The following is a 26,259-nucleotide window of genomic DNA, read 5'->3' on the forward strand; positions in this document are numbered from 1 at the left end:
AGGCCCAAGCGGCTATCTCAACGCCTCGAATTCCCCCGGAGACGTCTCGTCCATGCGCCTGTCGCGCTATTTCCTGCCCGTTCTCAAAGAAGCCCCCTCCGACGCCCAGATCGTCTCGCACCAGTTGATGCTGCGCGCGGGCATGATCCGCCAGGAGGCGGCGGGCATCTATGCCTGGCTGCCGCTGGGCCTGAAGGTGCTCAACAAGGTCGAGCAGATCGTCCGCGAGGAAATGGACCGGGCCGGGGCCATCGAGCTTTTGATGCCGACCCTGCAACTGGCCGACCTGTGGCGCGAGTCGGGCCGCTACGACGCCTACGGCCCCGAGATGCTGCGCATCACCGATCGTCACGAGCGCGAGCTGCTTTACGGCCCCACCAACGAGGAAATGATCACCGAGATCTTCCGGGCCTATGTGAAGAGCTACAAGGACCTTCCCAAGAACCTCTACCACGTGCAGTGGAAGTTCCGCGACGAGCGCCGCCCGCGCTTCGGGGTGATGCGCGGCCGCGAATTCCTGATGAAGGACGCCTACAGCTTCGACCTCGACGCCGACGGCGCGCGCAAGGCCTATAACCGCATGTTCGTGGCCTATCTGAACCTGTTCTCGCGCATGGGCCTGAAGGCCGTGCCGATGCGCGCCGACACCGGCCCGATCGGCGGCGACCTTTCCCATGAATTCATCGTCCTGGCCGACACCGGCGAAAGCGCCGTCTTCTGCCACAAGGACCTGGTCGAGATGGCCGCGCCCGGCCCGGACGTCGACTGGTACGGCGACCTGCAGCCGCTGGTGAACCAGCGCACCGCGCTCTACGCCGCCACCGAGGAGATGCACGACGAGGCGGCCTTCGCCGCCATCCCCGAGGGCGACCGTCTGTCGGCCCGCGGCATCGAGGTGGGCCACATCTTCTCGTTCGGGACCAAGTATTCCGAGCCGATGAAGGCCCTGGTCACCGGGCCGGACGGCAAGGACGTGCCGGTGCAGATGGGCAGCTACGGCGTCGGCGTCTCGCGCCTGCTGGGCGCGATCATCGAGGCCAGCCACGACGAGGGCGGCATCATCTGGCCCGAGGCCGTGGCCCCGTTCGGCGTCGGCGTCATCAACATGCGTCAGGGCGACGCCGCCTGCGACGCGGCCTGCGAGACCGCCTACAAGGCGCTCAAGGCCGCCGGCCGCGACCCGCTCTATGACGACACCGACGCCCGCGGCGGCGCCAAGTTCGCGACCATGGACCTGATCGGCGTGCCCTGGCAGCTGATCGTCGGCCCCAAGGGGATCGCCGAGGGCGTAGTCGAACTCAAGAACCGCAAGACCGGCGAACGCCACAGCGCCTCGCTGGACTCGATCCTGGCTCAACTCAGCGCCAAGGCCGCCTGATGGCCCTCGGCGCGGGTCCGTTCGGAACCTGGGAGCGCACCGTCGCCTGGCGGTACCTGCGCAACAAGCGCAAGAACGGCGGCGTGGCGCTGATCGCGATCATCTCGTTCGCGGCGGTGATGCTGGCGGTCTTCGCCCTGATCACCGTGATGAGCGTGATGAACGGCTTCCGCGCCGAGCTGCTGGGTCGGCTGCTGGGCTTCAACGGCCACGTCTACGCCCAGGGCCCGCTGCTGAACGGCCCCGACCGCGACGGCGTCATCACCCGCATCAAGGCGGTGCGCGGCGTCACCCAGGCCGCGCCGATGGTCGAGGCCCAGGCCATGGTCATCGGACCCAGCCAGGTGTCGGGCGCCATCGTGCGGGGGGTCACGCCCGCCGACCTGCGCGGCATGAAGATGATCTCGTCCAACATCAAGCGCGGATCCCTGGACGGGTTCGGCGAGGGCGAGTACGGCGGCGACATGGTGCTGATCGGCGACCGCATGGCCCGCAACCTGGGCATCTCGGTCGGCGACGCCATCACCCTGATCTCGCCCTCCGGCCCGGCCACGGCGTTCGGGACCTCGACGCGCGAGAAGGACTACACGGTCGGCGGCATCTTCAGCGTCGGCATGAGCCAGTTCGACGAGAGCTTCGTCTACATGGCGCTGCCCCAGGCCCAGCTGTTCTTCGGCCGCGACACCTCGATCGACTATGTGGAGATCAAGGTCGCCGATCCCGACAAGGCCAAGGAGATCAAGCCGATCATCGAGCAGGCCAGCGGCCCGGGCGCCTTCGTCCAGGACTGGATGGACAAGAACGCCAGCTACTTCAACGCCCTGCAGGTCGAGCGCAAGGTGATGCGGCTGATCCTGTTCTTCATCGTCGCCATCGCCACCCTGAACATCATCTCGGCCCTGGTCATGCTGGTGAAGAACAAGGGCCGCGACATCGCCATCCTGCGGACCATGGGCGCCAGCCAGAGCGCGATCCTGCGAATCTTCGTCATGGCCGGCGCCTCGATCGGCCTGTCGGGCACCCTGGCGGGACTGCTGCTGGGCGTGCTGTTCTGCGCCAACATCACCGCGATCCAGAACTTCGTGGAGTGGGTGACGGGCACGGCGGTGTTCAGCGCCGACATCTACTTCCTGGCCCACATCCCGGCCAAGATCGACTGGACCGAGGTCGCCGGCATCGTCGGCATCTCGACGGCCATGAGCATCCTGGCCACCCTGCCGCCCGCCATCCGCGCCTCGCGGCTCGATCCGGTCGAGGCCCTTCGCTATGAGTAGCCCCGTCCTGGCCCTGCGCGGCGTCGAGCGCACCTATGTCACCGAGGCCGGCACCCTGAACGTCCTGCGCGGCGTCGACCTGGACGTCTATCCCGGCGAGGTGGTCGGGCTGATCGGTCCGTCCGGCTCGGGCAAGTCGTCGCTGCTGCACGCCGCCGGCCTGCTGGAAAAGCCCAATGCGGGGATCATCGCCCTGGACGGCCGCGACTGCTCCAAACTGTCCGAGCGCCAGCGCACCAAGGTGCGGCTGTCCACCGTCGGTTTCGTCTACCAGTTCCACCACCTGCTGCCCGAGTTCAGCGCGCTCGACAACGTGGCCATGCCGGCCATGATCGCCGGCCGGGGGCGGGGCGAGGCGCGCGAGGCGGCCAAGGTGATGCTTGAGCAGTTGGGTCTGGCCGCGCGCGTCGAGCACCAGCCGGGCCAGATGTCGGGCGGCGAGCAGCAGCGCGTGGCCATCGCCCGCGCCCTGGCCAACCACCCCAAGCTGCTGCTGGCCGACGAGCCGACCGGCAACCTCGACCCGGCCAATTCGGCGGCGGTGTTCCAGGCCCTGTACGAGCAGGCCCGCCAGCGCGGCGTGGCGGCCCTGATCGCCACCCACAACATGGAGCTGGCCCGCTACATGGACCGGGTCTTCGCCCTGAAGGACGGGCATCTGGTGGCGCAGAGCTTCTAGAGCAGGGCGTCGCGCATCGCCGCGTAGAAGCCGGCCTGGTCGATCTTCTTGATCACCCGGGTGTTGGGCGGCCGGCGCTTCAGGGCCGGATCGGCCACCTCGATGTCGGGCAGGATGGCGTGCGAGACGCTCAGATAGCCGCGGGTCAGTTCGCCCATCGTCTCGACGTCGACCACGGCCATTTCCGAAGCCAGGATCAGGCCCTCGTCCAGCGCCGCGGCGCAGGTCAGGGCGTCGGGATGCAGGCTGCCGTCCAGGCCCTGCGTCTCCTGGGCGAAGGCCAGGGAGGTCCGATTGATCTTAGTGAAGAACGCCGCGCGCGGCGTGCCCAGGGCTTCCAGGGCCGCCAGCTGCTCCAGGCTCAACAGCCCGTCCCGCAGCGTCTCGGTCCAGGTGACGATGCTGGTCGGGAAGCCGGCGTTGATCACGATCTTGGCCGCTTCCGGATCGACATAGAAATTGTACTCGGCCGCCGGCGTGACGTTGCCGACGCCGTTGTCGGTTCCGCCCATGATCCACAGATGCTTGACGGCCTGGGCGATGCGCGGCTCGCGCAGATAGGCCAGGGCGATGTTGGTCAGGGCGGCCTGGGCGATCAGGGTGATCTGGCCGGGCGCGTCCATCACCCGCCGCACGATCTCGTCGGCCGCGTGGCCCGGGGAGGGGCGCTGGGCGGCCCTGGGAAAACCGCTGTCGCTCATGCCGTCGGCCCCGAACACATAGGCCGCGTCCAGGGGCGCGCGGGTGAACGGCCGCTGGGCGCCCAGATAGACCGGAACCTCGCCGGCCCGTCCGCAGGCTTCCACGGTGGCCAGGGCGTTTTCGGCGTGCTGCGCGAAGCCGACATTGCCGTGGGCGATGGTGATGGCCTCGACCGTCACGCCGGGGCGGCGCAGGGCGAGCATCAGGGAGAACACGTCGTCCCCGGCGGTGTCGGTGTCGATGATCAGGCGCATGGGGCGATCTGAGCCGATCCGCGTCCCGAATCCACCGGAAATCGGGGCCGCGGCCCATTCGCGCAGGCCACGCGACAAAAAAGCGCGCAATCGAACAAGGGTCTCTTGCGGGGCGGAACAAAAGTAGAATATAGAACAAACAAGCAACGACCGCAGGAGGGTTCCCATGGTCCGTATCGCGCGTGAGTCTTTGGCTCTTGTATCTGTCGTCAGCTTCGTCTGGATGATGTGTCAGGTCGCCCAGTTGGTGGCCTGAGTCGTGTAGCGATGAGGTGCGGTGATGTCGGGCAGTGAAGGCCAGGGTTTCGTCCACCTTCGCGTGCGCTCGGCCTATTCGCTGTTGGAAGGCGCGATCAAGGCCGACAAGATCCCCGGCCTGGCCGCGGCGGCCGGCATGCCGGCGGCGGGACTGGTCGACCGCAACAACCTGTTCGGCGCGCTCGAATATTCCGTCTATTCCAAGGACTACGGCGTCCAGCCGATCATCGGCTGCGCCCTGGCGGTGTCCGGGGTCGGCGCCGGGCCGACCGAGCGCTGGGCCCGCACGCCGACCATCACCCTGCTGGTCCAGAACGAGCGGGGCTATCTGAACCTCTCGGAACTGTCGTCCCTGGCCTATCTCGAGAGTGGCGAGATGGCCGAGCCGGTGGTGCCGTGGGCCAAGGTCGTGGAGCACGCCGAGGGGCTGATCCTGCTGTCGGGCGGCACGGACGGCCCGGTCGACGCCCTGCTGGCGGCCGGCAAGACCGCCGAGGGCGAGGCCGCCCTGGCCGAGATGCAGCGGGTGTTCGGCGACCGCTTCTATGTCGAGCTGCAGCGCCACGGCCTGCCGCGCCAGGCCGCCGCCGAGCCGGGGTTGGTCCATTGGGCCTACGAGCACGACGCGCCGCTGGTCGCCACCAACGACGTCTATTACGCCAAGCCCGACCTGTACGACGCCCACGACGCCCTGCTGTGCATCTCCGACGGCGCGTTCGTCGGCCAGGACGAGCGGCGGCGCGTGACGCCCGAGCACTGGTTCAAGCCGGCCGAGGACATGCGCAAGCTGTTCGCCGACCTGCCCGAGGCCTGCGACAACACCCTCGACATCGCCCGCCGCTGCGCCTTCATGGTGCACAAGCGCGACCCGATCCTGCCCAGTTTCCCCACCGGCGACGGCCGCAACGAGCCCGAGGAGTTGACCTACCAGGCCGAGGAGGGCCTGCGCCGGCGCCTGGCGGCGCTGCCGCAACTGGCCGCGCCGGAAGAGGAGTATTGGGAGCGGCTGAGGTTCGAGCTCGGCATCATCATCAAGATGGGCTTCCCGGGCTACTTCCTGATCGTGTCGGACTTCATCAAGTGGGGAAAGGAGCACGGCATCCCCGTGGGGCCGGGACGGGGCTCGGGCGCGGGGTCGCTGGTCGCCTGGGTGCTGACCATCACCGACCTCGACCCGCTGCGCTTCGGGCTGCTGTTCGAACGCTTCCTCAATCCCGAGCGGGTGTCGATGCCCGACTTCGACGTCGACTTCTGCCAGGAGCGGCGGGAAGAGGTGATCTCCTACGTGCAGGAGAAGTACGGCCGCGACCGCGTGGCCCAGATCATCACCTTCGGCTCCCTGCAGGCCCGCGCCGTGCTGCGTGACGTCGGGCGGGTGATGCAGCTGCCGCTGGGCCTGGTCGACCGGCTCTGCAAGATGGTGCCCAACAACCCGGCCGCCCCGGTCACCCTGGCCCAGGCCATCGACATCGAACCGCGCCTGAAGCAGGCGCGGGACGAGGACGCCAACGTCAAGGCCTGCCTGGACGTCGCCCTGCAGCTGGAAGGGCTGTTCCGCAACGCCTCGACCCACGCCGCCGGCGTCGTGATCGGCGACCGGCCCCTGACCCAGCTGACCCCGCTCTACAAGGATCCGCGCTCGGACCTTCCGGCCACCCAGTTCAACATGAAATGGGTCGAGAGCGCCGGCCTGGTGAAGTTCGACTTCCTGGGTCTGAAGACGCTGACGGTGCTGGACCGGGCGGTGAAGCACCTGAAGAAGCGCGGCGAGGTCGTCGACCTGGGCCAGTTGCCGTTCGACGACGCCAAGACCTACGAGCTTCTCGCCTCGGGCCAGACGGTCGGCGTGTTCCAGCTGGAAAGCCAGGGCATGCGCGACACCCTGCGCAAGATGCGCTGCAGCTCGATCGAGGAGATCACCGCGCTGATCTCGCTCTATCGCCCCGGCCCGATGGACAACATCGACACGTTCGTCGACTGCAAGTTCGGCCGCAAGCCGGTCGACAACCTGCATCCCTCGCTGGAGAAGGTGCTGAAGGAGACCTACGGCGTCATCGTCTACCAGGAACAGGTGATGCAGATCGCCCAGATCCTGGCGGGCTACAGCCTGGGCGAAGCCGACCTTCTGCGCCGGGCCATGGGCAAGAAGAAGAAGGAGGAGATGGATCTCCAGAAGATCCGTTTCGTCGCCGGCGCCAAGGAAAAGGGCGTGCCGGAGGAGCAGTCGGGCTCGATCTTCGAACTGGTGGCCAAGTTCGCCGGCTACGGCTTCAACAAGTCGCACGCGGCCGCCTACGCTCTGATCTCGTACCAGACGGCCTGGCTGAAGGCCAATACGCCGGTCGAGTTCCTGGCCGCCTCGATGAGTCTGGACCTGTCGAACACCGACAAGCTGGCGGTCTTCCACCAGGACGCGCGGCGGTTCGACATCACGGTGCGGCCGCCCGACGTCAACCGTTCGGGCGCCGATTTCGAGGTCGAGAACGGCGAGGTGCTCTATGCGCTCGGCGCGGTGCGCAACGTCGGCCTGGAGGCCATGAAGCACCTGGTCGCCATTCGCGAGGAGGGCGGGCCGTTCCGCGACATCTTCGACTTCGTCGAGCGGGTCGATCCCAAGCTGGTCAACAAGCGGGCGATCGAGAACCTGGCCCGGGCCGGGGCCTTCGACTCCATCCACAAGAACCGCGCCCAGATCTTTGCCTCGGCCGACGTGCTGATCGCCCACGGCCAGAGCATCGCCGCGGACCGCCAGGGCGGCCAGCACGCCCTGTTCGGCGGCGATCCCGCCGCCGGCCGTCCACGCCTGAAGAAGACCGAGCCCTGGACCCAGGTCGACCTGCTGGACGAGGAGCTGGCCGCGGTCGGCTTCTACCTGACCGGCCATCCGCTGGACGACATGGTCGGGGTGCTGCGCCGGCGCCGCACGGCCATGCTGACCGAGGTCATCCCGCGCGCCGAGGCGGGCATGGAGGCCTTCCGCATGTGCGGGGTGGTGCGCCGCCGCCAGGAGCGCGCCTCGCAGAGCGGCGAGCGTTTCGCCTTCGTTTCGCTGTCGGACCCTAGCGGCGAGTACGAGGTGCTGTTCCCGCCCGAGGCCCTGCGCAAGTGCCGTGAGGTGCTGGAGCCGGGTAAGGCGGTGTCGATCAAGGTCCGCGCCAAGGCCCGCGACGGCGAGGTGCGGTTCTTCGGCGACGACGCCGAACCGATCGAGAAGGCCATCGAGAACATGGTGGCGGGCTTGCGCCTGCACCTGTCGCCCTCGGCCACCGAGATCGAGGCCCTGAAGAAGCGGCTGGAGCCGGCCGCCTCGCCACGCGGCGGCGAGGTCAGCCTGATCGCCGCCTTGGGCGGCGGCCGCGAGATCGAGATGAAGCTGCCCGGCCGCTACACCCTCGACGCCGCCCTACGCGGCGCCCTGAAGACCGCGCCCGGGGTGGCGCTGCTGGAAGACGTGTGATGCGAACGCCCGCGCCGACCCATGCGGCCCTGACGCCATCATGGATAGTGTGGAAGCGCGTCCCGTTCATCGCCGTTGGGCGCCGGATCGCCGATCCTGGACCGTCTCGAGATCGGGCGGGGCCCGCGGGCCGCGCCTGTCCCGGCCGGCCGGACCGGCTCGGCCAGGCCTTTGATGGGGGCATGCTGGACGCGCTCGCAATTCCGCCGGCGGCTCTTCGCGATACCAATGCGCTGGAGCTTGCGAAGCGCGTCGATCGTCGATCCTGGACCGTCTCGAGATCGGGCGGGCCCCGCGGGCCGCGCCTGTCCCGACCGACCGGACCGGCTCGGCCAGGGCCTTTGATGGGGGCATGATGGACGCGCTCGCAATTCCGCCGGCGGCTCTGCGCGATACCGATGCGCTGGAGCTTGCGCGCGTCTGGATCGCCGAGCGAGGGCTGCACTGCTCTCTGAAGGTCGGGCTCTATGCGGGCGACGGTGTGTCGATGGAAACCGCGGCCTGGGGCATCATCCTGTCCGACCTTGCAAGCCACGTCGCCGACGCGCTGAGCGCCGAGGGCCTGGGGTCTCGCGCGGACCTGCTGGATGCGCTGGTGGAGAGTTTCAACAAGGAGGCGGTCGAGCCCTCATCCCGACGAACAGGCGGACGGGGCGGGACAGCGAGCTGACGCCGATGGCGGGCCCGGGCGTCGGCCTCGAGCGTGGGCCGGCCTCGACCTCGGGGGCCTCGAAGCAGGGGGCCTCGAAGCAGGGGCCTCGAAATAGGGGGGCTCGAGACAGGTTCGGCGTCGGAACAGGGCCGGCCTCTTCGTCTGCGGCAAAACAGGCGGGGTCCGGGCGTTTCAGCGGCGTCGGGGCGGGTTCACGTGCGGGGCGGTGTCGCCGTTCGACCCCGAAGGCGCGACGATCCCGCTGAAGTGTCCAAGGGAAAGGGAGAGAAACATGGCCAGGCATGAAGGCGGCTGCCAATGCGGACGGGTGCGTTACGCGGTGGAGGTCGCGCTGGACAACCTGATCACCTGCAACTGCTCGCGGTGCGGCAAGCTGGGCTCGGTGCTGGCCTTCGCGCCGGCCTCGGCGTTCGAGCTGACGCAGGGCCAGGACGCCCTGACCGAGTACCGCTTCAACACCCACAGGATCTCGCACCTGTTCTGCCAGACCTGCGGCATCGAATCCTTCGGTCGGGGCGTCGGGCCGGACGGGACCGATATGGCGGCGATCAATGTCCGCTGCCTGGACGACATCGACGTCTTCGCGCTGGAACCTCACAAGTTCGACGGCAAGTCGCGCTAGGGCGGATTGGCGCTCGGGCCTTTCGGGCTGGGGTCTTGCGACCTGGCTCTTCTCAACTGTAGTTCCCGCCCGAAATGGGCGATGCACCGGTATCGGCGATCCCTCAGGGGATTTGCTTTAGATCGAGGGTGGCGCTCTTCCTCCGTCTTCCCGGCGAAGGGATCTAGCAGGCTGTTGAAAAAGTCGCTCCGACAGGCCGATTTCCGCGATTTGGCTGGCTTAGCGTGAACTGAAACCAAATCCGCCCATTGAAAACATTGGCCCTTTTGATTCCACTCGGGTGACTTCAGCCTCTTCGAAGGGGTCAAAAATCGAATTTCAACAGCCTGCTAGATGTGTAGTCCCTGAGTGTGATGGTGCATCATCGGTCCTGACTCGTCAGGAGGAGGATGGCCTATGGGAAGCGTTCTTCACGGCAAACGTCCTTGCCAGCCACCCCTCGGACTTCGCCTGCTACCTCATCGCCAGCCCATCCGTCTGGGCCGATCCGGGCGTCATCGAACGTCTGCGCGCCCTTCAAATCAGGGCTCCGTCACGGCGCGTCTTTGTAGGCTACGGCGCAATGGAAGAGCCCTACATGATCAACGGCGCCAAGCAGGTCACTCAGGCGCTCAGCGGTGTTCAGGGCGTAGTCCTCCAGACCAAGGCGTTCGAGGGCGAACAACACATCTCCTATTATCCGGCGCTCCCGAACGCCGCGTTCCCGTTCCTCCTGCCACGCGACAAACCGATGCGGCGCCCGAACCCCCTTGCACTTCCGGCAGGGCGGCTGAAGCGATACCTGGGAACCTACGAGCTGACCGATCGTCGACGCGTCGCAATTACCGAGGACGAAGACGGCCTTGTCTTTAAAGTCGATGGACGTGACGAGGCCGGCCTGTTGGCGGAGGCCGTGGACCGGTTCTTCATCCGAGGCGTGGACGCCAGTATCGTATTCGACTCTGGAGATGGCCTAGCCAAGGAAATGGAGATTAGCGTGAACGGCACGACGGCCCGCGCCCTGCGCGTGCAATAGACGTCGGCGTGGCCGAGCAGAACCGGGATCATCCGAAACGGCTCGCGGCTCCGCCTGGGCCCTGCCGCCGCCGGGCGGCGAGGGCGGTGGGGTGATCGGCGGGCTTCGGGCGTAGGATCACGGCTTGGTCCGAGTCCCATTCGGACGAAGGGCCACCGTGCCTCCGCTTAGGCGGCGACACGTTCTCTATAGCAGACCTGTTGCACGCCGGAGACGGGTCGAAGATGGAAGTCGCACGCCCGGCGGATAGGCGAGGTCGCGAAGCCCGGGCGCCGGCCGGCTGCTCATGGCGGAGGGGGCAGGCGCCGCGGAGCACCGTCCGCGCCGCTCAGAAGGGGATCACGCAGGTGACCCCGGCTCGGCCGGCCATGTCGTCGCCCATGGGGTCGACGTCGCCGGTCAGGCGGGCGCGGCAGCCGTTGGTGGGGCGGCGCGAAAGGAAGGGCTCCGGGTTTCTGGCGTAGCGGCCGGTCGGGTCCAGGTTCAGGCGGGGCGAGACCCGCGGGACACGGGCCCAGCGCTCGCTCTCGCAGCGTTCGCGATCCTCGCGGGCGAGCCCCGCCGGGTCGCAGCCGCGCAGGCCGCGAAGGGCGAGCGGTCCCTTCACCCCAAAGCCGGCCTCGCCTGGCGCGGCGCTCGGCGTGAAAGGCGCGACGCCGCCGTCGGGCGGGAGGGGCGCGATGGGCTGGACGGGCGTTGCGGGCTGGGCGCGGGCCGAGGCGTCGTGGTTTGGCGAGCGCGTCTGGGCGGCGGCGCGTTCCGATCGAGGCGGCGGAACGAGCGAAGCCTGGATGGCGGGCGGCTCGTCATAAGCCGGCGCCGGCGGCAAGTAACGCACCAGGAAAAACAGCAGGGCCGCATGAAGAACGGCCGCCGCGACGAACGCAGCCAGGTGTATGAATCCGCCTCTCCGTGACGTCCGTGATCTCGCCACGCGATCTTTCCGCCCCCAAGACCGCGAAGACTCCGCTTCAACTTATGGACCGAAGTGTGACGCTGTTCCGGGGAGGGAGCCTCTTGAACCTCCGGCGCCCGTCGGCCAGCGGAAGTCCGCGCGGATCGGTGTCCGCTTGGCGGCCTCGGCGCCGCGCCGGCGCACCTACAGCATCTGGCCGCCGGAAATGTCGAAGGCGGCGCCGTTGGCCCACGCCATGTCTTCGGACAGGATCGCGGCCACCGCGCGTCCGATGTCGTCGGGCAGGCCCACGCGCCCGAGCGCTATGCCCTGGGCCACAAAGGCGTTGACCGCCTCGTTGTGACGCACCGCGCCGCCGCCGAAATCGGTGGCGATCGCCCCCGGCGCGATGGCGTTCACGCGAATCCGGCGCGCGCCAAGCTCGACCGCCATGAACCGGCTCAGCACTTCGACCGCGGCCTTCATCGCCGCATAGACGCTATAGCCGGGGTGGGTGAACCGGACGAAGCCCGACGACACGTTCAGGATGCGTCCGCGGATCAGGGACAATCACGACCAGCAGATACATATCGAAGCGCTATGCGAAGCGAGCGGCATGAGCCGGGCCAGCCTGCCCCGGCACTTCCTCGCCATCACGGGGTTCAGCCCGCTCCAGTATCAGAAGCAGTTGCGTTTGCAGGAAGCCCGCCGCCTGCTTCTGGCGGGCGAGCATAGCGCCTCGGGCCTCGCCTTCGCGGTCGGCTAAGAGAGCGCCTCTCAGTTCAGCCGCGAATATGTCCGGCGGTTCGGCGCGCCCGCCGCCCGCGATGTTCGCGCGATGCGACGGCAGATCGAGGCGGCCGCGAAGGTCTGACGCCAGGGTTGGCGACGACAGGTCCGCCAGGGGACGAACGCAGACCGTGCATCGCGGCGTCGCGCCGGCTCGGGGCCTACCAGGCCGAGGCGCGGCAATTGGGCAGGCGGGCGCGGTCGAGGCGGCGGAGGGCGGTCTTGCCGCAGCCGACGATCATCGGCGCGTCGGCCCCGCGCAGCAGCGGCAGGTCGTCGAGGCTGTCGGTATAGGCATAGGCCCAGCGCTGGCCGTGGCCCGCCTCGGCCAAGGCCTGACACTTGCGCTGGTGTCGGCAATGGATGTCGGCGACCCAGCCGCCCGCGCGGCGCTTGAGCGAGGTGCCGAGCACGATGATCGGCCGGCCCAGGGGGGCGATCAGGGCCTGGGCCAGAAGGGTCGGCGCGGCGGTGACGACGACGACCTCGTCACCGCCGGCGAGATGAGCGTCGAGGGTCGCCACCCCCTGGCCGCGCCAGCGAAGAGGCAGGGCGTCGGCGTGGAAGCGGGCGGCGAAGGCGGCGCACGAATCGCGCAGCGCCCGCTCGCTCAGCCCCGCCGTGGCGATCCACAGCAGGATGGAGGCCCCGGCCCGCCGGGTGCGGGGAGCGATCACCATCGGGATGGCGATCGGGGCGACGATCAAGGTGGCCAGCAGGCGGGGAACGGAGCGACGGGCCCGGTCCCACAGCCACAGCGCCGTGGAATCGCCGTCCAGCAGGGTGCCGTCGAGATCGAAGACCGCGAGCATGAGTCCTCTCCACCCGTTACGGCCCGCCGGAGAAGGCGGGCCCTCCGTCCGTCGGGCGCAAGCCCATCAGACACCTTCTCTGTGTCAGAAACGCGTGACGATTGAGGTTCGCCTGTGGACGGATCGGGTTCTTTTGTGGGCGTGCGCACCTCTTGCGCGCCGTGCAGAGGGTTTGGAAGCCGATGGATCATCTCGCGGGCCGGTCGAGGCGTGATCAGGCACGGGGCCTCGCGCCGGGAGCCGGAGCGGGCGGGGGGCGCGTTCGAGCGTAAGGTCCTCCACGCGGGAGAACCCTGCGCGCTCCACCGCCCGAGCCGGCCCGTGGGAGACGCGACGACGGCATGGGCGCGCGGGCCCGACGGCCGAACGGGCAAGCTTCAGGCGCCTAAGGGCTTGCTTTTTGGTTCGTTCGCGCCTATCTGCGCGGCCATTCCACACGTGGACGTGCGGCGACGCCGGGGAGACATCCCGTCGTTACCGTTCCGGTCCCGGTCCGAATCGTCGGAGCGGGGGTGTCCACGGAGGTTCAACCGGAAGAAGGAGACCTATCATGGCGCTTCCCGAATTCTCCATGCGTCAGCTCTTGGAAGCTGGCGCCCACTTCGGCCACCAGACGCACCGCTGGAACCCGAAGATGGACCGCTACATCTTTGGTTCGCGTTCGAACATCCACATCATCGATCTGTCGCAATCGATCCCGCTCCTGCACCAGGCCCTGGTGAAGGTGCGTGAAGTGGCCGCCGCCGGCGGCCGCGTGCTGTTCGTCGGCACCAAGCGCCAGGCCAGCGACCCGGTCGCCACGGCCGCCAAGCGCTGCGCCCAGTACTATGTCAACCACCGCTGGCTCGGCGGCACCCTGACCAACTGGCGCACCGTCTCGGGCTCGATCGCGCGTCTGCGCGAGCTGGAAGGCGTGCTGGCGGGCGAAGGCGCCGGCCGTTCCAAGAAGGAACTGCTGCAGCTGACCCGCGAGCGCGACAAGCTGGAACTGTCGCTGGGCGGCATCAAGGACATGGGCGGCATCCCCGACATCATGTTCGTGATCGACACCAACAAGGAAGCGATCGCGATCCTGGAAGCCCGCAAGTTGAACATCCCGGTCGTCGCCATCCTCGACACCAACTGCGATCCGGACGGCATCACCTATCCGATCCCGGGCAACGACGACGCCGCCCGCGCCCTGCAGCTGTACTGCGACCTGATCGCCGACGCGGTGCTGGACGGCCTGGCCGCCGGCCAAGCCGCCTCGGGCGTCGACCTGGGCGCCTCGGTGGCTCCGGTCGAGCCGACCCTGGCCCGCGAACTGACCCCGGAGCCGGTGGCTGAAGCCGCCGCCGCCGAGGCTCCGGAAGCCGCCCAGGACGCGACGACTGAAGCCCTGGACGCCGTCGCCGACGAGCCGGCCGCGAGCTGATTTTCCGACTTCCGCGTCGGGGCCTCGGTTCCGGCGCGGTCGTTGTGACCCTGTCATGCGACCGAGCTATCAAGCTCGGTCGCTAAACGTTTGAATCTGGAGGATTTCATGGCTGAGATCACGGCAGCGCTGGTCAAGGAACTGCGCGAAAAGTCCGGCGTCGGCATGATGGACTGCAAGAAGGCCCTGCAAGAGAATGGCGGCGACATCGACGCCTCCATCGACTGGCTGCGCGCCAAGGGCCTGTCCAAGGCCGCCAAGAAGGCCGACCGCGTCGCGGCCGAGGGCCTGGTCGGCATCGCTGTCCGCAACGACGGCGCCGGCATGACCGCCGCCGCGGTGGAAGTGAACGCCGAGACCGACTTCCTGGGCCGTAACGACCTGTTCCAGAACGCCGTCCGCAAGATCGCGGCCGTCGGCCTGGACAATGACGGCGTGGACGCCATCAACGCGGCCAAGACCGCCGACGGCGACGTCGTGTCCGAGGTGCTGACAAACCTGATCGCCACCATCGGCGAGAACATGGTCCTGCGCCGTTCGGCCAAGTTCAGCGTCGCCCAGGGCGCGGTGTCGTCCTACATCCACAACGCGACCGCTCCGGACCTGGGCCGCATCGGCGTGCTCGTGGCCATCGAAGGCGCCGGCGACCAGGCCAAGATCCTGGAGCTGGGCCGCAAGATCGCCATGCACGTGGCCGCGACCGCCCCGCTGTCGCTGTCGCCGGACGACCTGGACCAGGCCGCCATCGAGAAGGAGCGCCAGATCTTCACCGAGCAGGCGCTGGAGTCGGGCAAGCCGCCGGCCGTCGTCGAGAAGATGGTCGAAGGCCGCATCCGCAAGTTCCTGGAAGAAGTCGTGCTGCTGAAGCAGGCCTTCGTCATGAACCCGGACCAGACCGTCGAGCAGCTGGTCGCCGAGGCCGGCAAGGAACTGGGCTCGCCGCTCACCGTGAAGGGCTTCGTTCGCCTGGCCCTGGGTGAAGGCGTCGAGAAGGCTCCGGAAGGCGATTTCGCCGCCGAGGTCGCCGCCATGGCCGGCCAGGCCTAAGTCCTTTCCGCCGCCTTCCCATTCTTCGGAAAGGGGGCGGCGGACTGGACCGCCCATCGAAGGCGCGGCGCGCATCGAGCGCGCGCCGCGCCTTTTTTGCGCCCCGGTCGTGCATCTGCACGCGATCTGGCCGGTTTGAGCCCGGAAAACCGATCCCACTTTTCCGGAACGCGCACTATGTTGCGTCCCGACGACTCAGGAAGAGCCTCCGCATGTCCGAACCCCAGCACAGACCCTATCGCCGCGTGCTTCTGAAGGTTTCGGGCGAGGTGTTGATGGGCGACACGCCCTACGGCATCGACACCAAGACCGTCGATTCGGTGGCCGAGGACATCCGCGAGATCGTCCAGTCCGGCGTCGAGCTGTGCCTGGTGATCGGCGGCGGCAACATCTTCCGCGGCATGGCCGGCGCGGCCAAGGGCATGGAACGGTCCAGCGCCGACTACATGGGCATGCTGGCCACGGTGATGAACGCCCTGGCCATGCAGGACGCCCTGGAGCGGATCGGCGTCTCCACCCGCGTGCAGTCGGCCATTCCGATGGCCACGGTCTGCGAACCCTACATTCGCCGTCGCGCCCAGCGGCACCTGGAGAAGGGCAGGGTGGTGATCTTTGCCGCCGGCACCGGCAACCCGTTCTTCACCACCGACACCGCCGCGGCCCTGCGCGCCGCCGAGATGCAGTGCGACGCCCTGTTCAAGGGCACCAGCGTCGACGGCATCTACAGCGCCGATCCCAAGAAGGACCCGGAGGCCAAGCGCTACGACACGCTCAACTACATGGACGTGCTGGCCAAGGACCTGCGGGTCATGGACGCCTCGGCCGTGGCCCTGATGCGCGACAACAACATTCCGATCGTGGTCTTCTCCATCAAGGGGCGCGGCAACCTGCTGAACGTCCTCAAGGGGCAGGGAACGCACACGGTCGTTTCCGGCGCCCGCGCCGCTTAATTTCCCAGCGAAGAGAGCCCAAGCCATGGCCACCGCCGAAAAACCCGTCCTGTCCCGCTACAAGGACCGCATGGACAAGTCCGTCGTCGCCCTGAAGGAGGAATTCGCCTCCCTGCGCACGGGCCGCGCCTCCGCCAGCCTGCTGGACCAGGTGATGGTCGAGGCCTACGGCTCCGCGACCCCGCTGAACGCGGTGGCCTCGATCAGCGTGCCCGAGCCGCGCCAGATCAATGTCAATGTCTGGGACCGCGGCGTCGTCGTCTCGGTCGAGAAGGCGATCCGCAATTCGGGCCTGGGCCTGAACCCGGTGGTGGAGGGCCAGAACCTGCGCATCCCGATCCCGCCGCTGACCGAGGAGCGCCGCAAGGACCTGGTGAAGATCGCCGGCAAGTACGCCGAGCAGCAAAAGGTCGCGGTCCGCAACATCCGCCGCGACGCCAACGACGACCTCAAGAAGGCCGAAAAGGCTTCCGTCATCAGCGAAGACGAGCTGAAGAAGATGGAGACCGAGGTCCAGAAGATGACCGACGAGGCCATCAAGCGCGTCGACGAGGCCTTGAAAACCAAGGAACAAGAGATCATGCAGGTTTAGCATCGACCTGCGTTGTGGGGGGAGATGAGGGAAGGCTGAAGCGCATGGCGCCGACGACCGGCCTGCAGGATGTCACGACGCGCGCCGGGGGCGCGAAGTCAGGCCAATCCCTGCATGTGGCCATCATCATGGACGGCAACGGCCGTTGGGCGAAGCGGCGCAACCTGCCGCGCGTGCTGGGCCATCGCGCCGGCGTCAACGCCCTGAAGCGGACCGTCGAAGGCGCGGCCGCGCTGGGCGTGGGCGTGATGACCGTGTTCGGCTTTTCCACCGAGAACTGGAGTCGCCCGCCGCAGGAGGTGTCGGAACTGATGGGCCTGCTGAAGGCCTATCTGGAGTCCGACCTCGAGCGCCTGGCCCGCGAGGGCGTGAGGGTGCGGATCATCGGCCGTCGGACGGGCCTGGCCTCCGACGTTCTGGACGTCATCGAGCGGGCCGAGCGCCGGACCGCCCACAACGACGCCTTCCTGCTGCAGGTGGCGTTCAACTATGGCGGCCGGGCCGACATCGCCGACGCCGCGCGGGCCTTCGCCGAGGCGGTGGAACGGGGCGAGGCCCGGGCGGCCGACCTGGACGAGGCGCTGTTCGAACAGCGCCTGTCGACGGCGGGGGCGCCGCCTCCGGACGTCATCGTGCGCACCAGCGGCGAGCAGCGGATCTCCAACTTCCTGCTTTGGGAATGCGCCTACGCCGAACTCGTGTATCAGGATGTTCTGTGGCCGGACTATGGGCCCGAACACCTGGCCGCCGCGTTGACGGAATATCGCAGCCGCGACCGTCGCTATGGAGGTATCGCCGTCGATGACGTCGCCGTCGCCGGCTAAACGTTTCAACTGGAGCAACCTGCGGATCCGTGTCGCCTCGGCCACGGTGCTGGTGCCTACGGTCGTGGCCGCCGTCTGGTTCGGAGACGTCTGGTACCTGGGCCTGATCCTGGTCGGCGTCGCGCTGCTCGCCCGCGAATGGGCGGAGATGAGCGCCAGGCGGTCCGTGCTGGGCGTGGCCCTGGCGATCGGCGCGGCGGTGGCGATCTCGGTGATCGTCGCGTTCCGCGGCCATTACTACATCACCTGGCCGGTCGTGGTCGTCGGGGCGATGGCCGCCGCGCTGATGGCGCGCGGCGCGGTCGAGCGGCGGGCCGACGCGGCCTATGGCGTGATCTACATCGCGCCGGCGGTGATCGCGATGATCTGGCTGCGCCGGATGGACGCCGGCCTCTCCTGGACCCTGCTGATGTTCACCGTCACCTGGTTCGCCGACATCTTCGCCTTCGCGACCGGCAGCCTGCTGAAGGGCCCCAAGCTGTGGCCGCGCTATTCGCCCAACAAGACCTGGTCGGGTTTCTTCGGCGGGCTGGTCGCCGCCTCGCTGGGCGCGGTCGGCATCCAGGCCCTGTCCCAGTCCCAAGCCCTGCCGGCCCTGCCGGACTTGAACCTGGCCTGGCCCGTCGCCGCCGTGATCGGCCTGCTGGGCGGCCTGGCCACCATGGCCGGCGACCTGTGGGAATCGATGCTCAAGCGCCGGTTCGGCGTGAAGGACTCGGGCGACCTGATTCCCGGCCACGGCGGCATGCTGGACCGTGTCGACGGCCTGATGTTCGCGGCGATCGTGGTCGCCGGCGCGCGGCTGCTCGATCAGTGGGGATGGCTGCCTTGACCGCCACCCGCAAGGTCGTGGTGCTGGGTTCGACGGGGTCCATCGGCGTTTCGACGCTGGATCTGTTCGAACAGGCCGAGGTCGGGGTCGAGATCCTGGCCCTGACCGCCGGCCGCAACGTCGCCAAGCTGGCCGAGCAGGCCCTGCGCTGGAAGCCTCAGGTCGCGGTCATCGACGACGAGACCTGCCTGCCGGAGCTGCGCGAACGCCTGGCCGGTTCGGGCGTGCGGGCCGCCGCCGGCGCCGGCGCCGTCTCCGAGGCCGCCGCCATGGGCGCGGACTGGGTGATGTCGGCCATCGTCGGCGCGGCGGGCCTGGCGCCGACCCTGGCGGCCGCCCGGACCGGCGCGGTCATCGCCCTGGCCAACAAGGAAAGCCTGGTCTGCGCCGGCCCGGCCCTGCTGGCCATCGCCCGCCAGGCCGGCGGCTCGGTGATTCCCGTTGATTCCGAGCATTCGGCGATCTTCCAGGTGCTGCAGCGCGACTGTATCGACCAGGTATCGCGCCTGATCCTGACGGCCTCGGGCGGACCGTTCCGCACCTGGGACAAGGCCGCCATGGCCAAGGCCACGCCGGAGCAGGCGGTGGCCCATCCCAACTGGTCGATGGGCGCCAAGATTTCGGTCGATTCCGCGACGATGATGAACAAGGGCCTCGAGATGATCGAGGCGTCCTACCTGTTCGAGACCCCGCAAGAGCGCATCGACGTCGTGATCCACCCGCAGTCCGTGATCCACAGCCTCGTCGAATACGCCGACGGCTCGACCCTGGCCCAGCTGGGCCCGCCGGACATGCGCAGCCCGATCTCGTGCGCCTTCTCCTGGCCCCAGCGCCTGTCGTGGCCCGCCAAGCCCCTGGACCTGGCCGCCTATGGCCAGCTGACCTTCGAGGCGCCGGACCTGGACCGCTTCCCGTCGATCGCCATCGCCCGCGAGGCCCTGCGTCTGGGCGGCGGCGCGCCGGCCGCCATGAACGCCGCCAACGAGGTGGCCGTCGCGGCCTTCCTTGACCGCCAGATCGGCTTTCTGGATATTGCCGGCGCGGTGGCGGGGACACTTGAGCGCATGAATGGCCTGGGCGAACTCGCCGACAGCGCCGGCGACGCCCTCGACAGCGCGATGATGACCGACGCCTCGGCCCGCCGCATTGCGGCCGAGGTTGTCGGCCAGAAGCGTACCTAGAGACTGACCGGGGAGTTGGGCGCCACCTTATGATCGTGTTCTTGACGCAAGCTTTCGCGTTCGTGCTGGTGCTGTCCATCGTGGTGACAGTGCATGAGCTCGGCCATTTCTGGGCCGCGCGAGCCTGCGGCGTCGCCATCGACTGCTTCTCGATCGGCTTTGGCCCCAAGATCGTGGCGTGGCGCGACAAGACCGGCGTGGAATGGCGGGTCGCCTGGATACCCCTGGGCGGCTACGTGCGATTCTCCGGCGACGACAACGCCGCCAGCGTGCCCGACGGCAGCGACCTGGCGATCCTGAAGCGGGAAATCGCCGCGCGCGAGGGCGAGGCGGCCGTGTCGCGCTACTATCATTTCAAGCCCGTCTGGCAGCGCGCGATCATCGCCGTGGCCGGGCCGGTGGCCAATTTCCTGCTGGCGATCGCCGTTTTCGCCGTGCTGATGGCGACCTTGGGCGAATATCGTCATCCGGCGACGGTGGACCGGGTTCCGGCCGGCGGCGCGGCGGCGGCGGCGGGGTTCCGCGCCGGCGATCTGATCATCAAGGCCGACGGCCGCCGGATTCGTAATTTCGAGGATGTCGGGCGGTACGTGATGCTGCGGTCGGGCATGCCGATCGACTTCACCGTCAAGCGCGGCGAGCAGACCCTGCACCTGGTCGCCAAGCCGGTTCAGGTCGAGGTCACCGACCAGATCAACGGCCGCGCCAAGGTCGGCCGACTGGGCATCGAGAACGTCAGCCGGCCCTATCACTATCGTTCGACGGTTTGGCGCGCCATTCCCGACGCCGCCGTCGAGGTTTGGGACCAGATCAGCACCATCGGCTTCTATCTGGGGCGCCTGGTCACCGGCCAGATCTCGGCCGACCAGATCAGCGGCGTGATCGGCATCGGCCACGCGGTCGGCGCGGTCGCCAAGGCCTCCACGGCCGACGCGCCCGATCTCCAGACCCTGCTTTTGCGCTTCACGGTCGGCGTTATGGTGATGGTGGCGTCCCTGTCGGTCAGCATCGGTTTCATGAACCTGCTGCCCATCCCGGTTCTCGATGGCGGCCACCTGCTGATGTACGCCTATGAGGCGATCGCCAAGCGACCGTTGAAGGCCGAATTCCAGGCGGCCGGCTTCAGAGCGGGGCTTGCCTTGATCCTTGGTTTCATGCTGTTCGCGGCCTGGAACGATCTCCACCGCTACGACGTGTTCAAATTCATTGGCGGCCTTTTCTCGTGACCTGTTCTCGTGAACCGCGCCGTCCGTCCATGATTGGTCCCATGAGCAAAATCCGCGCCCATAGCGCCGCGTTCGCCACCGGCGTTGCGCTCCTTCTCGGTTCCACGGCGCTGACCGCGCCGCAGGCCGCCTTCGCCCAGGCCCAGACCACGGGCGTGGTCCAGCGCATCGTGGTGCAGGGCAACGAGCGGATCGAGCAGGGGACGGTGCTGTCCTACCTGCCGATCCAGCCGGGCGAGACGGTCGATCCCCAGCGCCTCGACCTGGCGCTGAAGACCCTGGCGCGCACCGACCTGTTCGCCGACGTGAAGATCGAGCTGCAGGGCGGCGACCTGATCGTCAAGGTCGTCGAGAACCCGATCATCAACCAGGTGGTCTTCGAGGGGAACTCGGCGCTCAAGGAAGACAAGCTGAAGGACGAGGTCCAGATCCGTCCGCGCGGCATCTTCACCCGCGCCAAGGTCCAGGCCGACGTCCAGCGCATCATCGAACTGTATCGCCGTTCGGGCCGCATTTCCGCGACCGTGACGCCCAAGGTGGTCGAACTGCCGCAAAAGCGCGTCGACCTGGTGTTCGAGATCAACGAAGGCCCCAAGAGCGGCGTGCTGGGCGTCAACTTTCTGGGCAATGTCGAATATTCGGACAACGACCTGAAGGACGTCATCGTCACCAAGGAGTCGCACTGGTACAAGTTCCTGACCAGCAACGACAACTACGATCCCGACCGGATCGAGTACGACCGCGAGCAACTGCGCAAGTTCTACCGCAACCGCGGCTATTTCGACTTCCGCGTCGTGGCCTCGGTCGCCGAACTGGCCACCGACAAGAACGGCTTCGCGGTCACCTACACGATCGACGAAGGCCCCAAGTACAAGTTCGGCAAGGTCACCGTCGAAACCGAGCTGAAGAAGCTGGACGGTAACCTGCTGGCCCAGATCCTGCCGATCCGCGCCGGCCAGCTGTACGAAGACGACAAGATCGAGCAGGCCACCGACGCCCTGACCTTCGCGGCAGGCGCGGCGGGCTTCGCCTTCGTCGACGTGCGGCCGCGCTACGTGCCCAACCACGAGAACAACACCGTGGACGTGGTGTTCTCGGTGCGGGAAGGCCCGCGGGTCTATGTCGATCGGATCGACATCGTCGGCAACACCCGCACGCTGGACTACGTGGTGCGCCGCGAACTGGAAGTGGCCGAGGGCGACGCCTACAACCGCGTCCTGGTCGACCGCTCGAAGAACCGCGTCCGCGCCCTGGGCTTCTTCAAGGACGTCAATATCGAGGAAGTGCCCGGCGCCCAGCCGGACCGCACGACCCTGCGGGTCAAGACCGAGGAGCAGCCGACGGGCGAACTGTCGTTCAGCGCCGGCTACAGCTCGGTTGACAAGCTGGTGCTGGATGTCGGCATCACCGAGCGCAACTTCCGCGGCCGGGGCCAGAACCTGCGGGCCCGCGTTTCGGTCGGTTCGCTGCGTCAGCAGATCGACTTCGGCTTCACCGAGCCGCGCTTCCTGGGCCGCGACCTGCGCGCCGGCCTGGACCTGTACTCGTACCGCTACGACCTCAGCGATTACGCCGCCTACGACACGGAATCGACCGGCGGCACCCTGCGCCTGGGCTTCCCCCTGACGCAGAACGCCTCTATGGGCCTGCGCTACCAGCTCCGTCAGGACAAGGTCAGCGTGGCGGACAACCTCTGCACCAGCGGTTCGGTGTCCGACATCCTCTGCCTGCAGCGCGGCTCGTACATCACCTCGCTGATCGGCTACAACCTGCGGCTCGACAAGCGCAACGATCCGATCCAGCCGACCCGGGGCTGGTTCGCCGACCTGAGCCAGGACCTGGCCGGCTTCGGCGGCGACACCCAGTACCTCAAGACCGAGACCGACGCCGGCTGGTACTGGGGCTTCAACAAGGACTTCATCTTCAGCGCTACCGGTTCGGCGGGCTATATCGAGGGTTGGGGCGGCGACAACATCCGCATCAACGACCGCTTCTACAAGGGCGGCAGCTCGTTCCGCGGCTTCGAGATCGCCGGCATCGGCCCGCGCGACACCACCACCCAGAGCAGCGCCCTGGGCGCCAAGCTGTATGCGATCGGTACATTCGAACTGACGGTTCCGACCTTCCTGCCCGAGCAGTACGGCATCAAGGCCCGCCTGTTCACGGATTTCGGCACGGCCGGCCAGCTGGACGACGTCGATCGCCTGACCGCCGGCGGCGGCATCAATCCGAACATCAAGGACGACCTGGGCCTGCGGGCCTCGGCGGGGCTGAGCATCGACTGGAAATCCCCCATGGGGCCCATCACGTTCGATTTCAGCCGTATTCTCGCTAAAGATGACTACGACAGGACCGAAACCTTCCGGTTCTCCACCTCCACAAGGTTCTAATCAGCATGACCTCCAAGTTCCTCGCCGCGACCGTTTCGGGTCTGGCCGCTCTCGCCACGGCGTCGGGCGCCTTCGCCCAGGCCACGCCTCCGACGGCCCCGGCCGCGCCGCCGGTCACCCACGGCGCGCCGATCGCCGGCGTCTGCATCTTCTCCAGCCAGGGCGCTGTCGCCCGTTCGCTGGTGGGCAAGGCCGTCGACGCCCGCCTGAAGACCATCATCTCGCAGGTCAACGCCGAACTGACCGCCGAGCGCACCAGCCTGGACAACGACGCCAAGGCCCTGGACGCCAAGAAGGCCACGCTCGACCAGAGCGCCCTGGAGCAGCAGGCCGCCGCCCTGCAGGTGCGCGCCAACGCCTGGCAGCGTAAGGGCCAGTTGCGCCAGCGCGAGGTCGAGGCCACCGAGCAGAAGCAACTGGCTCGCGTCTATCAGGAACTGGACCCGGCCATCCGCCAGGCCTACCAGGCCAAGACCTGCTCGATCCTGATCGAGCGGGAGTCGGTTCTGCTGGGCAACCCGGCCATGGACATCACCGACGCCGTGGTCACCGCGGTCGACGCCCGCATCAAGACCCTGACCTTCGATCGCGAACGTCTGGACCAAGCGGCTCCGGGGGCTCAAGCTCTTCAGCCGACGACTCCCAAGAAGTAGTCGAGTCGGTCCGGGCATGAGGCCCGGGCCGCTCCCGAGAGGACCGATGCCGGACCCGCGCTTTTTCGAAGACCTGGGTCCGGCGACCCTCGCGGAACTGGCCAGCCTGAGCGGTGCTCGGCTGGCCGATCCGGCCGACGGCCGCCAGATGATCTCGCACGTGGCGCCGCTCGAGAGCGCCGCCGCGGGCTCCGTAACCTTCCTGTCCGATCCCAAGCGCCTGGCCGATCTGGCCGGCCTGAAGGGCGCGGCCTGTTTCCTGCGGCCGGACCATGCCGACAGGGCTCCGGCTGGCTGCATCCTGCTGCTGACCAGCCATCCGCAGGCTTCGTGGGCCGCGGCGGCCGGCCGCCTGCACGCGCCGCGCCGTCACGACGGCTCGCAGCACGTGCATCCCGACAGTGAACTGGAGGCGGGCGTGATCCTGTCTCCGGGCGTGATTGTCGGGCAGGGCGCGCGAATCGGGCGGGGGACCCATCTGGCGCCCGGGGCGGTGATCGGCCCCGGCGTGGCCGTGGGGCGCGACTGCCGGATCGGGGCCAACGCCGTGATCGGTTTCGCCCTGATCGGCGACCGGGTGTTGGTCCACGCCGGGGCGGTGATCGGCGAAGCCGGGTTCGGCGCGGCCGGCGGGCCCCAGGGCGTGGTCGACCTGCCTCAGCTGGGGCGGGTGATCCTGCAGGACGGGGTGACGATCGGCGCCAACAGCTGCGTGGATCGCGGCGCCTTCGGCGACACGACCATCGGCGAGAACACCAAGATCGACAATCTCGTCCATGTCGCCCACAACGTCCGGCTCGGTCGCAACTGCGTCGCCGCCGCCTTCACGGGCCTTTCCGGCAGCACCGTGGTCGGCGACGGGGTCGCGTTCGGCGGCAAGGCCGGCGTGGCCGATCACCTGACGGTCGGCGCGGGCGCCCAGATCGGCGCCTCGGCGTCGGTCTTCAAGGACGTGCCGGCCGGCGAAACATGGACTGGGTTTCCGGCGCGACCGCTGAAGCGGTGGCTCCGAGAGACCGCATGGCTGTCGCGCAAGGCGGGCGGCCGGGGAACCAAGGGGCCAGAATGAGCCAATCCAAGACTGAAGAACCTTTGGCCAATATCGACATCGCCGAGATCCTCAACCGGATCCCGCACCGCTATCCGTTCCTGCTGGTCGACCGCGCTGAGGCCTATCGCCCGCACCAGTCGATCGTGGGCGTCAAGTGCGTGACGATCAACGAGCCGTTCTTCCAGGGCCATTTCCCAGGCAATCCGGTGATGCCGGGCGTGCTGATCATCGAGGCCTTGGCCCAGACCGGCGCGGTGCTGATGAGCAAGTCGCTCGAGGTCGACACCGAGGGCAAGACCATCTTCTTCATGTCGGTCGACAACGCCCGCTTCCGCAATCCGGTGCGTCCCGGCGACGTGATCCGCATGGAAGTCGAAGTGGTCCGCGCCCGCTCCAGCATCTTCAAGTTCAAGGGCGTGGCCAAGGTCGGCGACAAGGTGGCCGCCGAGGCCGAGTTCGCGGCCATGGTGGTGGAGACGCCCAAGGCATGACCCCCCAGATCCATCCGACCGCCATCGTCTCGCCCGGCGCGCAGCTGGGACAGGACGTCGAGATCGGCGCGTTCTGCACCGTGGGGCCCCGGGTCCAGCTGGGCGACGGCGTGCGGCTGGTCTCGCACGTGGTGATCGAGGGCGCGACCCAGATCGGCGCGGGCACCACCGTCCACCCGTTCGCGGTGCTGGGCGGCGCGCCGCAGCACCTGGCCCACAAGGGCGAGGACACCCGCCTGGTGATCGGCGAGCGCAACATCATCCGCGAGCACGTCACCATGCATACCGGCACGGTGGGCGGCGGCGGGGTGACCACGATCGGTTCCGACAGCCTCTACATGGTCGGCGCCCACGTGGCCCATGACTGCGTGGTCGGCGACCGCGTGACCTTCGCCAACAACGCCACCCTGGGCGGCCACGTGGTGATCGGCGACTTCGTGTTCATGGGCGGACTGTGCGCCGTCCACCAGTTCACCCGCATCGGCCGCTATTCGTTCGTCGGCGGCGGCGGGGTGGTGACCAAGGACATCATCCCCTACGGCTCGGTGTGGGGCAACCACGCCCACTTGGAGGGCCTGAACCTGGTGGGCCTCAAGCGCCGGGGCTTCACGCGCGAGGCGATCAACGCCCTGCGCGCCGCCTACCGCCTGCTGTTCGCCGACGAAGGCACCTTCCAGGAGCGCCTGGACGACGTAGCCGAGACCCACGCCGCGACCCCCGAGGTGATGGAGATCGTCGATTTCATTCGCGCCGACGCCAACAGGCCCCTGTGCCTGCCCGAGCGCGAAGTCTAGGAGGGG

General features: G+C 68.1%; 26 protein-coding genes. 22 read left to right on the top strand and 4 right to left on the bottom strand.

All coding sequences use genetic code 11. From position 1 onward, the window contains the following. Positions 1-52 precede the first annotated feature (52 nt). The 3 genes from proS to AC07NX_RS17765 are packed head-to-tail and all read left to right on the top strand — an operon-like array spanning position 53 to position 3,331. Positions 53-1,378, top strand: coding sequence for a proline--tRNA ligase (proS, locus tag AC07NX_RS17755; protein ID WP_494643562.1), 1,326 nt, complete (start codon positions 53-55; stop codon positions 1,376-1,378). Continuing rightward, positions 1,378-2,652, top strand: a complete 1,275-nt coding sequence (locus tag AC07NX_RS17760; protein WP_494643564.1) for a lipoprotein-releasing ABC transporter permease subunit — start codon at positions 1,378-1,380, stop codon at positions 2,650-2,652. Before proS ends, AC07NX_RS17760 begins: the two co-directional genes overlap by 1 nt. Then, on the top strand, positions 2,645-3,331 hold the full coding sequence (locus AC07NX_RS17765; RefSeq protein ID WP_494643565.1) for an ABC transporter ATP-binding protein: 687 nt from the start codon (positions 2,645-2,647) through the stop codon (positions 3,329-3,331). Before AC07NX_RS17760 ends, AC07NX_RS17765 begins: the two co-directional genes overlap by 8 nt. Here AC07NX_RS17765 and AC07NX_RS17770 read toward each other — a convergent pair. Further along, a complete protein-coding gene (locus AC07NX_RS17770) occupies positions 3,328-4,287 on the bottom strand; it encodes a nucleoside hydrolase (RefSeq protein ID WP_494643566.1) in 960 nt (319 codons plus the stop codon). The genes AC07NX_RS17765 and AC07NX_RS17770 overlap by 4 nt on opposite strands. Before the next feature lie 166 nt (positions 4,288-4,453). Here AC07NX_RS17770 and sidA point away from each other — a divergent pair, with 166 nt between their 5' ends. The 5 genes from sidA (at position 4,454) to AC07NX_RS17795 (ending at position 10,312) form a co-directional block, all read left to right on the top strand. Further along, positions 4,454-4,543: a cell division inhibitor SidA gene (sidA, locus tag AC07NX_RS17775; RefSeq protein ID WP_035074860.1), complete on the top strand. Its 90-nt coding sequence runs from the start codon at positions 4,454-4,456 to the stop codon at positions 4,541-4,543. A gap of 24 nt (positions 4,544-4,567) precedes the next feature. Next, entirely contained in the window at positions 4,568-8,002 is a 3,435-nt protein-coding gene (dnaE, locus tag AC07NX_RS17780) for a DNA polymerase III subunit alpha (protein WP_494643568.1), read from the top strand. A 352-nt stretch (positions 8,003-8,354) separates the two neighbouring features. Next, entirely contained in the window at positions 8,355-8,672 is a 318-nt protein-coding gene (locus AC07NX_RS17785; RefSeq protein WP_494643569.1) for a DUF5076 domain-containing protein, read from the top strand. 274 nt (positions 8,673-8,946) lie between these two features. Continuing rightward, a complete protein-coding gene (locus AC07NX_RS17790; RefSeq protein WP_494643570.1) occupies positions 8,947-9,297 on the top strand; it encodes a GFA family protein in 351 nt (116 codons plus the stop codon). A gap of 577 nt (positions 9,298-9,874) precedes the next feature. Beyond that, positions 9,875-10,312 carry a DUF3471 domain-containing protein gene (locus AC07NX_RS17795; RefSeq protein WP_494643571.1) on the top strand — a complete coding sequence of 146 codons (438 nt, stop codon included), beginning with the start codon at positions 9,875-9,877 and terminating at the stop codon, positions 10,310-10,312. 328 nt (positions 10,313-10,640) lie between these two features. Here AC07NX_RS17795 and AC07NX_RS17800 read toward each other — a convergent pair whose 3' ends face one another. Both AC07NX_RS17800 and AC07NX_RS17805 read right to left on the bottom strand, forming a co-directional pair. Beyond that, the gene (locus AC07NX_RS17800; RefSeq protein ID WP_494643572.1) at positions 10,641-11,150 is read right to left on the bottom strand and encodes a hypothetical protein; all 510 of its coding nucleotides are present in this window, start codon (positions 11,148-11,150) and stop codon (positions 10,641-10,643) included. Between the two features lie 261 nt (positions 11,151-11,411). Beyond that, the gene (locus tag AC07NX_RS17805) at positions 11,412-11,777 is read right to left on the bottom strand and encodes an SDR family NAD(P)-dependent oxidoreductase (protein ID WP_494643573.1); all 366 of its coding nucleotides are present in this window, start codon (positions 11,775-11,777) and stop codon (positions 11,412-11,414) included. On the opposite strand from AC07NX_RS17805, the gene AC07NX_RS17810 reads away from it, so the two are divergent. After that, on the top strand, positions 11,755-11,973 hold the full coding sequence (locus AC07NX_RS17810; protein WP_494643575.1) for a helix-turn-helix domain-containing protein: 219 nt from the start codon (positions 11,755-11,757) through the stop codon (positions 11,971-11,973). The genes AC07NX_RS17805 and AC07NX_RS17810 overlap by 23 nt on opposite strands. Before the next feature lie 184 nt (positions 11,974-12,157). On the opposite strand, the gene AC07NX_RS17815 is transcribed toward AC07NX_RS17810, so the two are convergent. Next, positions 12,158-12,808, bottom strand: a complete 651-nt coding sequence (locus AC07NX_RS17815; RefSeq protein WP_494643577.1) for a haloacid dehalogenase-like hydrolase — start codon at positions 12,806-12,808, stop codon at positions 12,158-12,160. Between the two features lie 550 nt (positions 12,809-13,358). Between AC07NX_RS17815 and rpsB the strand changes: the two genes are divergently transcribed. The 13 genes from rpsB (at position 13,359) to lpxA (ending at position 26,253) form a co-directional block, all read left to right on the top strand. After that, on the top strand, positions 13,359-14,222 hold the full coding sequence (rpsB, locus tag AC07NX_RS17820; protein WP_494643579.1) for a 30S ribosomal protein S2: 864 nt from the start codon (positions 13,359-13,361) through the stop codon (positions 14,220-14,222). Between the two features lie 108 nt (positions 14,223-14,330). After that, a complete protein-coding gene (gene tsf, locus AC07NX_RS17825) occupies positions 14,331-15,269 on the top strand; it encodes a translation elongation factor Ts (RefSeq protein WP_035075059.1) in 939 nt (312 codons plus the stop codon). A gap of 212 nt (positions 15,270-15,481) precedes the next feature. Continuing rightward, positions 15,482-16,219, top strand: coding sequence for a UMP kinase (pyrH, locus tag AC07NX_RS17830; RefSeq protein ID WP_035074875.1), 738 nt, complete (start codon positions 15,482-15,484; stop codon positions 16,217-16,219). Positions 16,220-16,244: 25 nt separating this feature from the next. After that, positions 16,245-16,811, top strand: coding sequence for a ribosome recycling factor (gene frr / locus AC07NX_RS17835; RefSeq protein WP_035074878.1), 567 nt, complete (start codon positions 16,245-16,247; stop codon positions 16,809-16,811). A gap of 44 nt (positions 16,812-16,855) precedes the next feature. Next, on the top strand, positions 16,856-17,635 hold the full coding sequence (gene uppS, locus AC07NX_RS17840; protein ID WP_494643580.1) for a polyprenyl diphosphate synthase: 780 nt from the start codon (positions 16,856-16,858) through the stop codon (positions 17,633-17,635). Then, positions 17,613-18,467 (top strand): phosphatidate cytidylyltransferase, encoded by an 855-nt coding sequence (locus AC07NX_RS17845; protein ID WP_494643581.1) that lies wholly within the window; start codon positions 17,613-17,615, stop codon positions 18,465-18,467. Before uppS ends, AC07NX_RS17845 begins: the two co-directional genes overlap by 23 nt. After that, entirely contained in the window at positions 18,455-19,648 is a 1,194-nt protein-coding gene (locus tag AC07NX_RS17850; RefSeq protein ID WP_494643582.1) for a 1-deoxy-D-xylulose-5-phosphate reductoisomerase, read from the top strand. Before AC07NX_RS17845 ends, AC07NX_RS17850 begins: the two co-directional genes overlap by 13 nt. Positions 19,649-19,683: 35 nt before the next feature. Next, complete coding sequence (locus AC07NX_RS17855; protein ID WP_494643620.1) at positions 19,684-20,874, top strand: M50 family metallopeptidase; 1,191 nt, start codon at positions 19,684-19,686, stop codon at positions 20,872-20,874. A gap of 29 nt (positions 20,875-20,903) precedes the next feature. After that, a complete protein-coding gene (gene bamA / locus AC07NX_RS17860) occupies positions 20,904-23,264 on the top strand; it encodes an outer membrane protein assembly factor BamA (RefSeq protein WP_494643584.1) in 2,361 nt (786 codons plus the stop codon). A gap of 5 nt (positions 23,265-23,269) precedes the next feature. Next, positions 23,270-23,917, top strand: coding sequence for an OmpH family outer membrane protein (locus AC07NX_RS17865; protein WP_494643585.1), 648 nt, complete (start codon positions 23,270-23,272; stop codon positions 23,915-23,917). Positions 23,918-23,963: 46 nt separating this feature from the next. Next, complete coding sequence (gene lpxD / locus AC07NX_RS17870; protein ID WP_494643586.1) at positions 23,964-24,986, top strand: UDP-3-O-(3-hydroxymyristoyl)glucosamine N-acyltransferase; 1,023 nt, start codon at positions 23,964-23,966, stop codon at positions 24,984-24,986. Continuing rightward, complete coding sequence (fabZ, locus tag AC07NX_RS17875; protein WP_494643587.1) at positions 24,983-25,459, top strand: 3-hydroxyacyl-ACP dehydratase FabZ; 477 nt, start codon at positions 24,983-24,985, stop codon at positions 25,457-25,459. Before lpxD ends, fabZ begins: the two co-directional genes overlap by 4 nt. Then, the gene (gene lpxA / locus AC07NX_RS17880) at positions 25,456-26,253 is read left to right on the top strand and encodes an acyl-ACP--UDP-N-acetylglucosamine O-acyltransferase (RefSeq protein ID WP_494643589.1); all 798 of its coding nucleotides are present in this window, start codon (positions 25,456-25,458) and stop codon (positions 26,251-26,253) included. Before fabZ ends, lpxA begins: the two co-directional genes overlap by 4 nt. Positions 26,254-26,259: the final 6 nt, after the last annotated feature.

This window comes from Caulobacter sp. GW821-FHT09A05 (assembly GCF_059418465.1).

What these genes read in the sequence shown, in the direction of transcription:
- proS (WP_494643562.1), top strand. Translation starts at nt 53, where the DNA reads ATGCGCCTGTCGCGCTATTTCCTGCCCGTTCTCAAAGAAGCCCCCTCC.
- AC07NX_RS17760 (WP_494643564.1), top strand. Translation starts at nt 1,378, where the DNA reads ATGGCCCTCGGCGCGGGTCCGTTCGGAACCTGGGAGCGCACCGTCGCC.
- AC07NX_RS17765 (WP_494643565.1), top strand. Translation starts at nt 2,645, where the DNA reads ATGAGTAGCCCCGTCCTGGCCCTGCGCGGCGTCGAGCGCACCTATGTC.
- AC07NX_RS17770 (WP_494643566.1), bottom strand. Translation starts at nt 4,287, where the DNA reads ATGCGCCTGATCATCGACACCGACACCGCCGGGGACGACGTGTTCTCC.
- sidA (WP_035074860.1), top strand. Translation starts at nt 4,454, where the DNA reads ATGGTCCGTATCGCGCGTGAGTCTTTGGCTCTTGTATCTGTCGTCAGC.
- dnaE (WP_494643568.1), top strand. Translation starts at nt 4,568, where the DNA reads ATGTCGGGCAGTGAAGGCCAGGGTTTCGTCCACCTTCGCGTGCGCTCG.
- AC07NX_RS17785 (WP_494643569.1), top strand. Translation starts at nt 8,355, where the DNA reads ATGATGGACGCGCTCGCAATTCCGCCGGCGGCTCTGCGCGATACCGAT.
- AC07NX_RS17790 (WP_494643570.1), top strand. Translation starts at nt 8,947, where the DNA reads ATGGCCAGGCATGAAGGCGGCTGCCAATGCGGACGGGTGCGTTACGCG.
- AC07NX_RS17795 (WP_494643571.1), top strand. Translation starts at nt 9,875, where the DNA reads ATGATCAACGGCGCCAAGCAGGTCACTCAGGCGCTCAGCGGTGTTCAG.
- AC07NX_RS17810 (WP_494643575.1), top strand. Translation starts at nt 11,755, where the DNA reads ATGCGTCCGCGGATCAGGGACAATCACGACCAGCAGATACATATCGAA.
- AC07NX_RS17815 (WP_494643577.1), bottom strand. Translation starts at nt 12,808, where the DNA reads ATGCTCGCGGTCTTCGATCTCGACGGCACCCTGCTGGACGGCGATTCC.
- rpsB (WP_494643579.1), top strand. Translation starts at nt 13,359, where the DNA reads ATGGCGCTTCCCGAATTCTCCATGCGTCAGCTCTTGGAAGCTGGCGCC.
- tsf (WP_035075059.1), top strand. Translation starts at nt 14,331, where the DNA reads ATGGCTGAGATCACGGCAGCGCTGGTCAAGGAACTGCGCGAAAAGTCC.
- pyrH (WP_035074875.1), top strand. Translation starts at nt 15,482, where the DNA reads ATGTCCGAACCCCAGCACAGACCCTATCGCCGCGTGCTTCTGAAGGTT.
- frr (WP_035074878.1), top strand. Translation starts at nt 16,245, where the DNA reads ATGGCCACCGCCGAAAAACCCGTCCTGTCCCGCTACAAGGACCGCATG.
- uppS (WP_494643580.1), top strand. Translation starts at nt 16,856, where the DNA reads ATGGCGCCGACGACCGGCCTGCAGGATGTCACGACGCGCGCCGGGGGC.
- AC07NX_RS17845 (WP_494643581.1), top strand. Translation starts at nt 17,613, where the DNA reads ATGACGTCGCCGTCGCCGGCTAAACGTTTCAACTGGAGCAACCTGCGG.
- AC07NX_RS17850 (WP_494643582.1), top strand. Translation starts at nt 18,455, where the DNA reads ATGGCTGCCTTGACCGCCACCCGCAAGGTCGTGGTGCTGGGTTCGACG.
- bamA (WP_494643584.1), top strand. Translation starts at nt 20,904, where the DNA reads ATGATTGGTCCCATGAGCAAAATCCGCGCCCATAGCGCCGCGTTCGCC.
- AC07NX_RS17865 (WP_494643585.1), top strand. Translation starts at nt 23,270, where the DNA reads ATGACCTCCAAGTTCCTCGCCGCGACCGTTTCGGGTCTGGCCGCTCTC.
- lpxD (WP_494643586.1), top strand. Translation starts at nt 23,964, where the DNA reads ATGCCGGACCCGCGCTTTTTCGAAGACCTGGGTCCGGCGACCCTCGCG.
- fabZ (WP_494643587.1), top strand. Translation starts at nt 24,983, where the DNA reads ATGAGCCAATCCAAGACTGAAGAACCTTTGGCCAATATCGACATCGCC.
- lpxA (WP_494643589.1), top strand. Translation starts at nt 25,456, where the DNA reads ATGACCCCCCAGATCCATCCGACCGCCATCGTCTCGCCCGGCGCGCAG.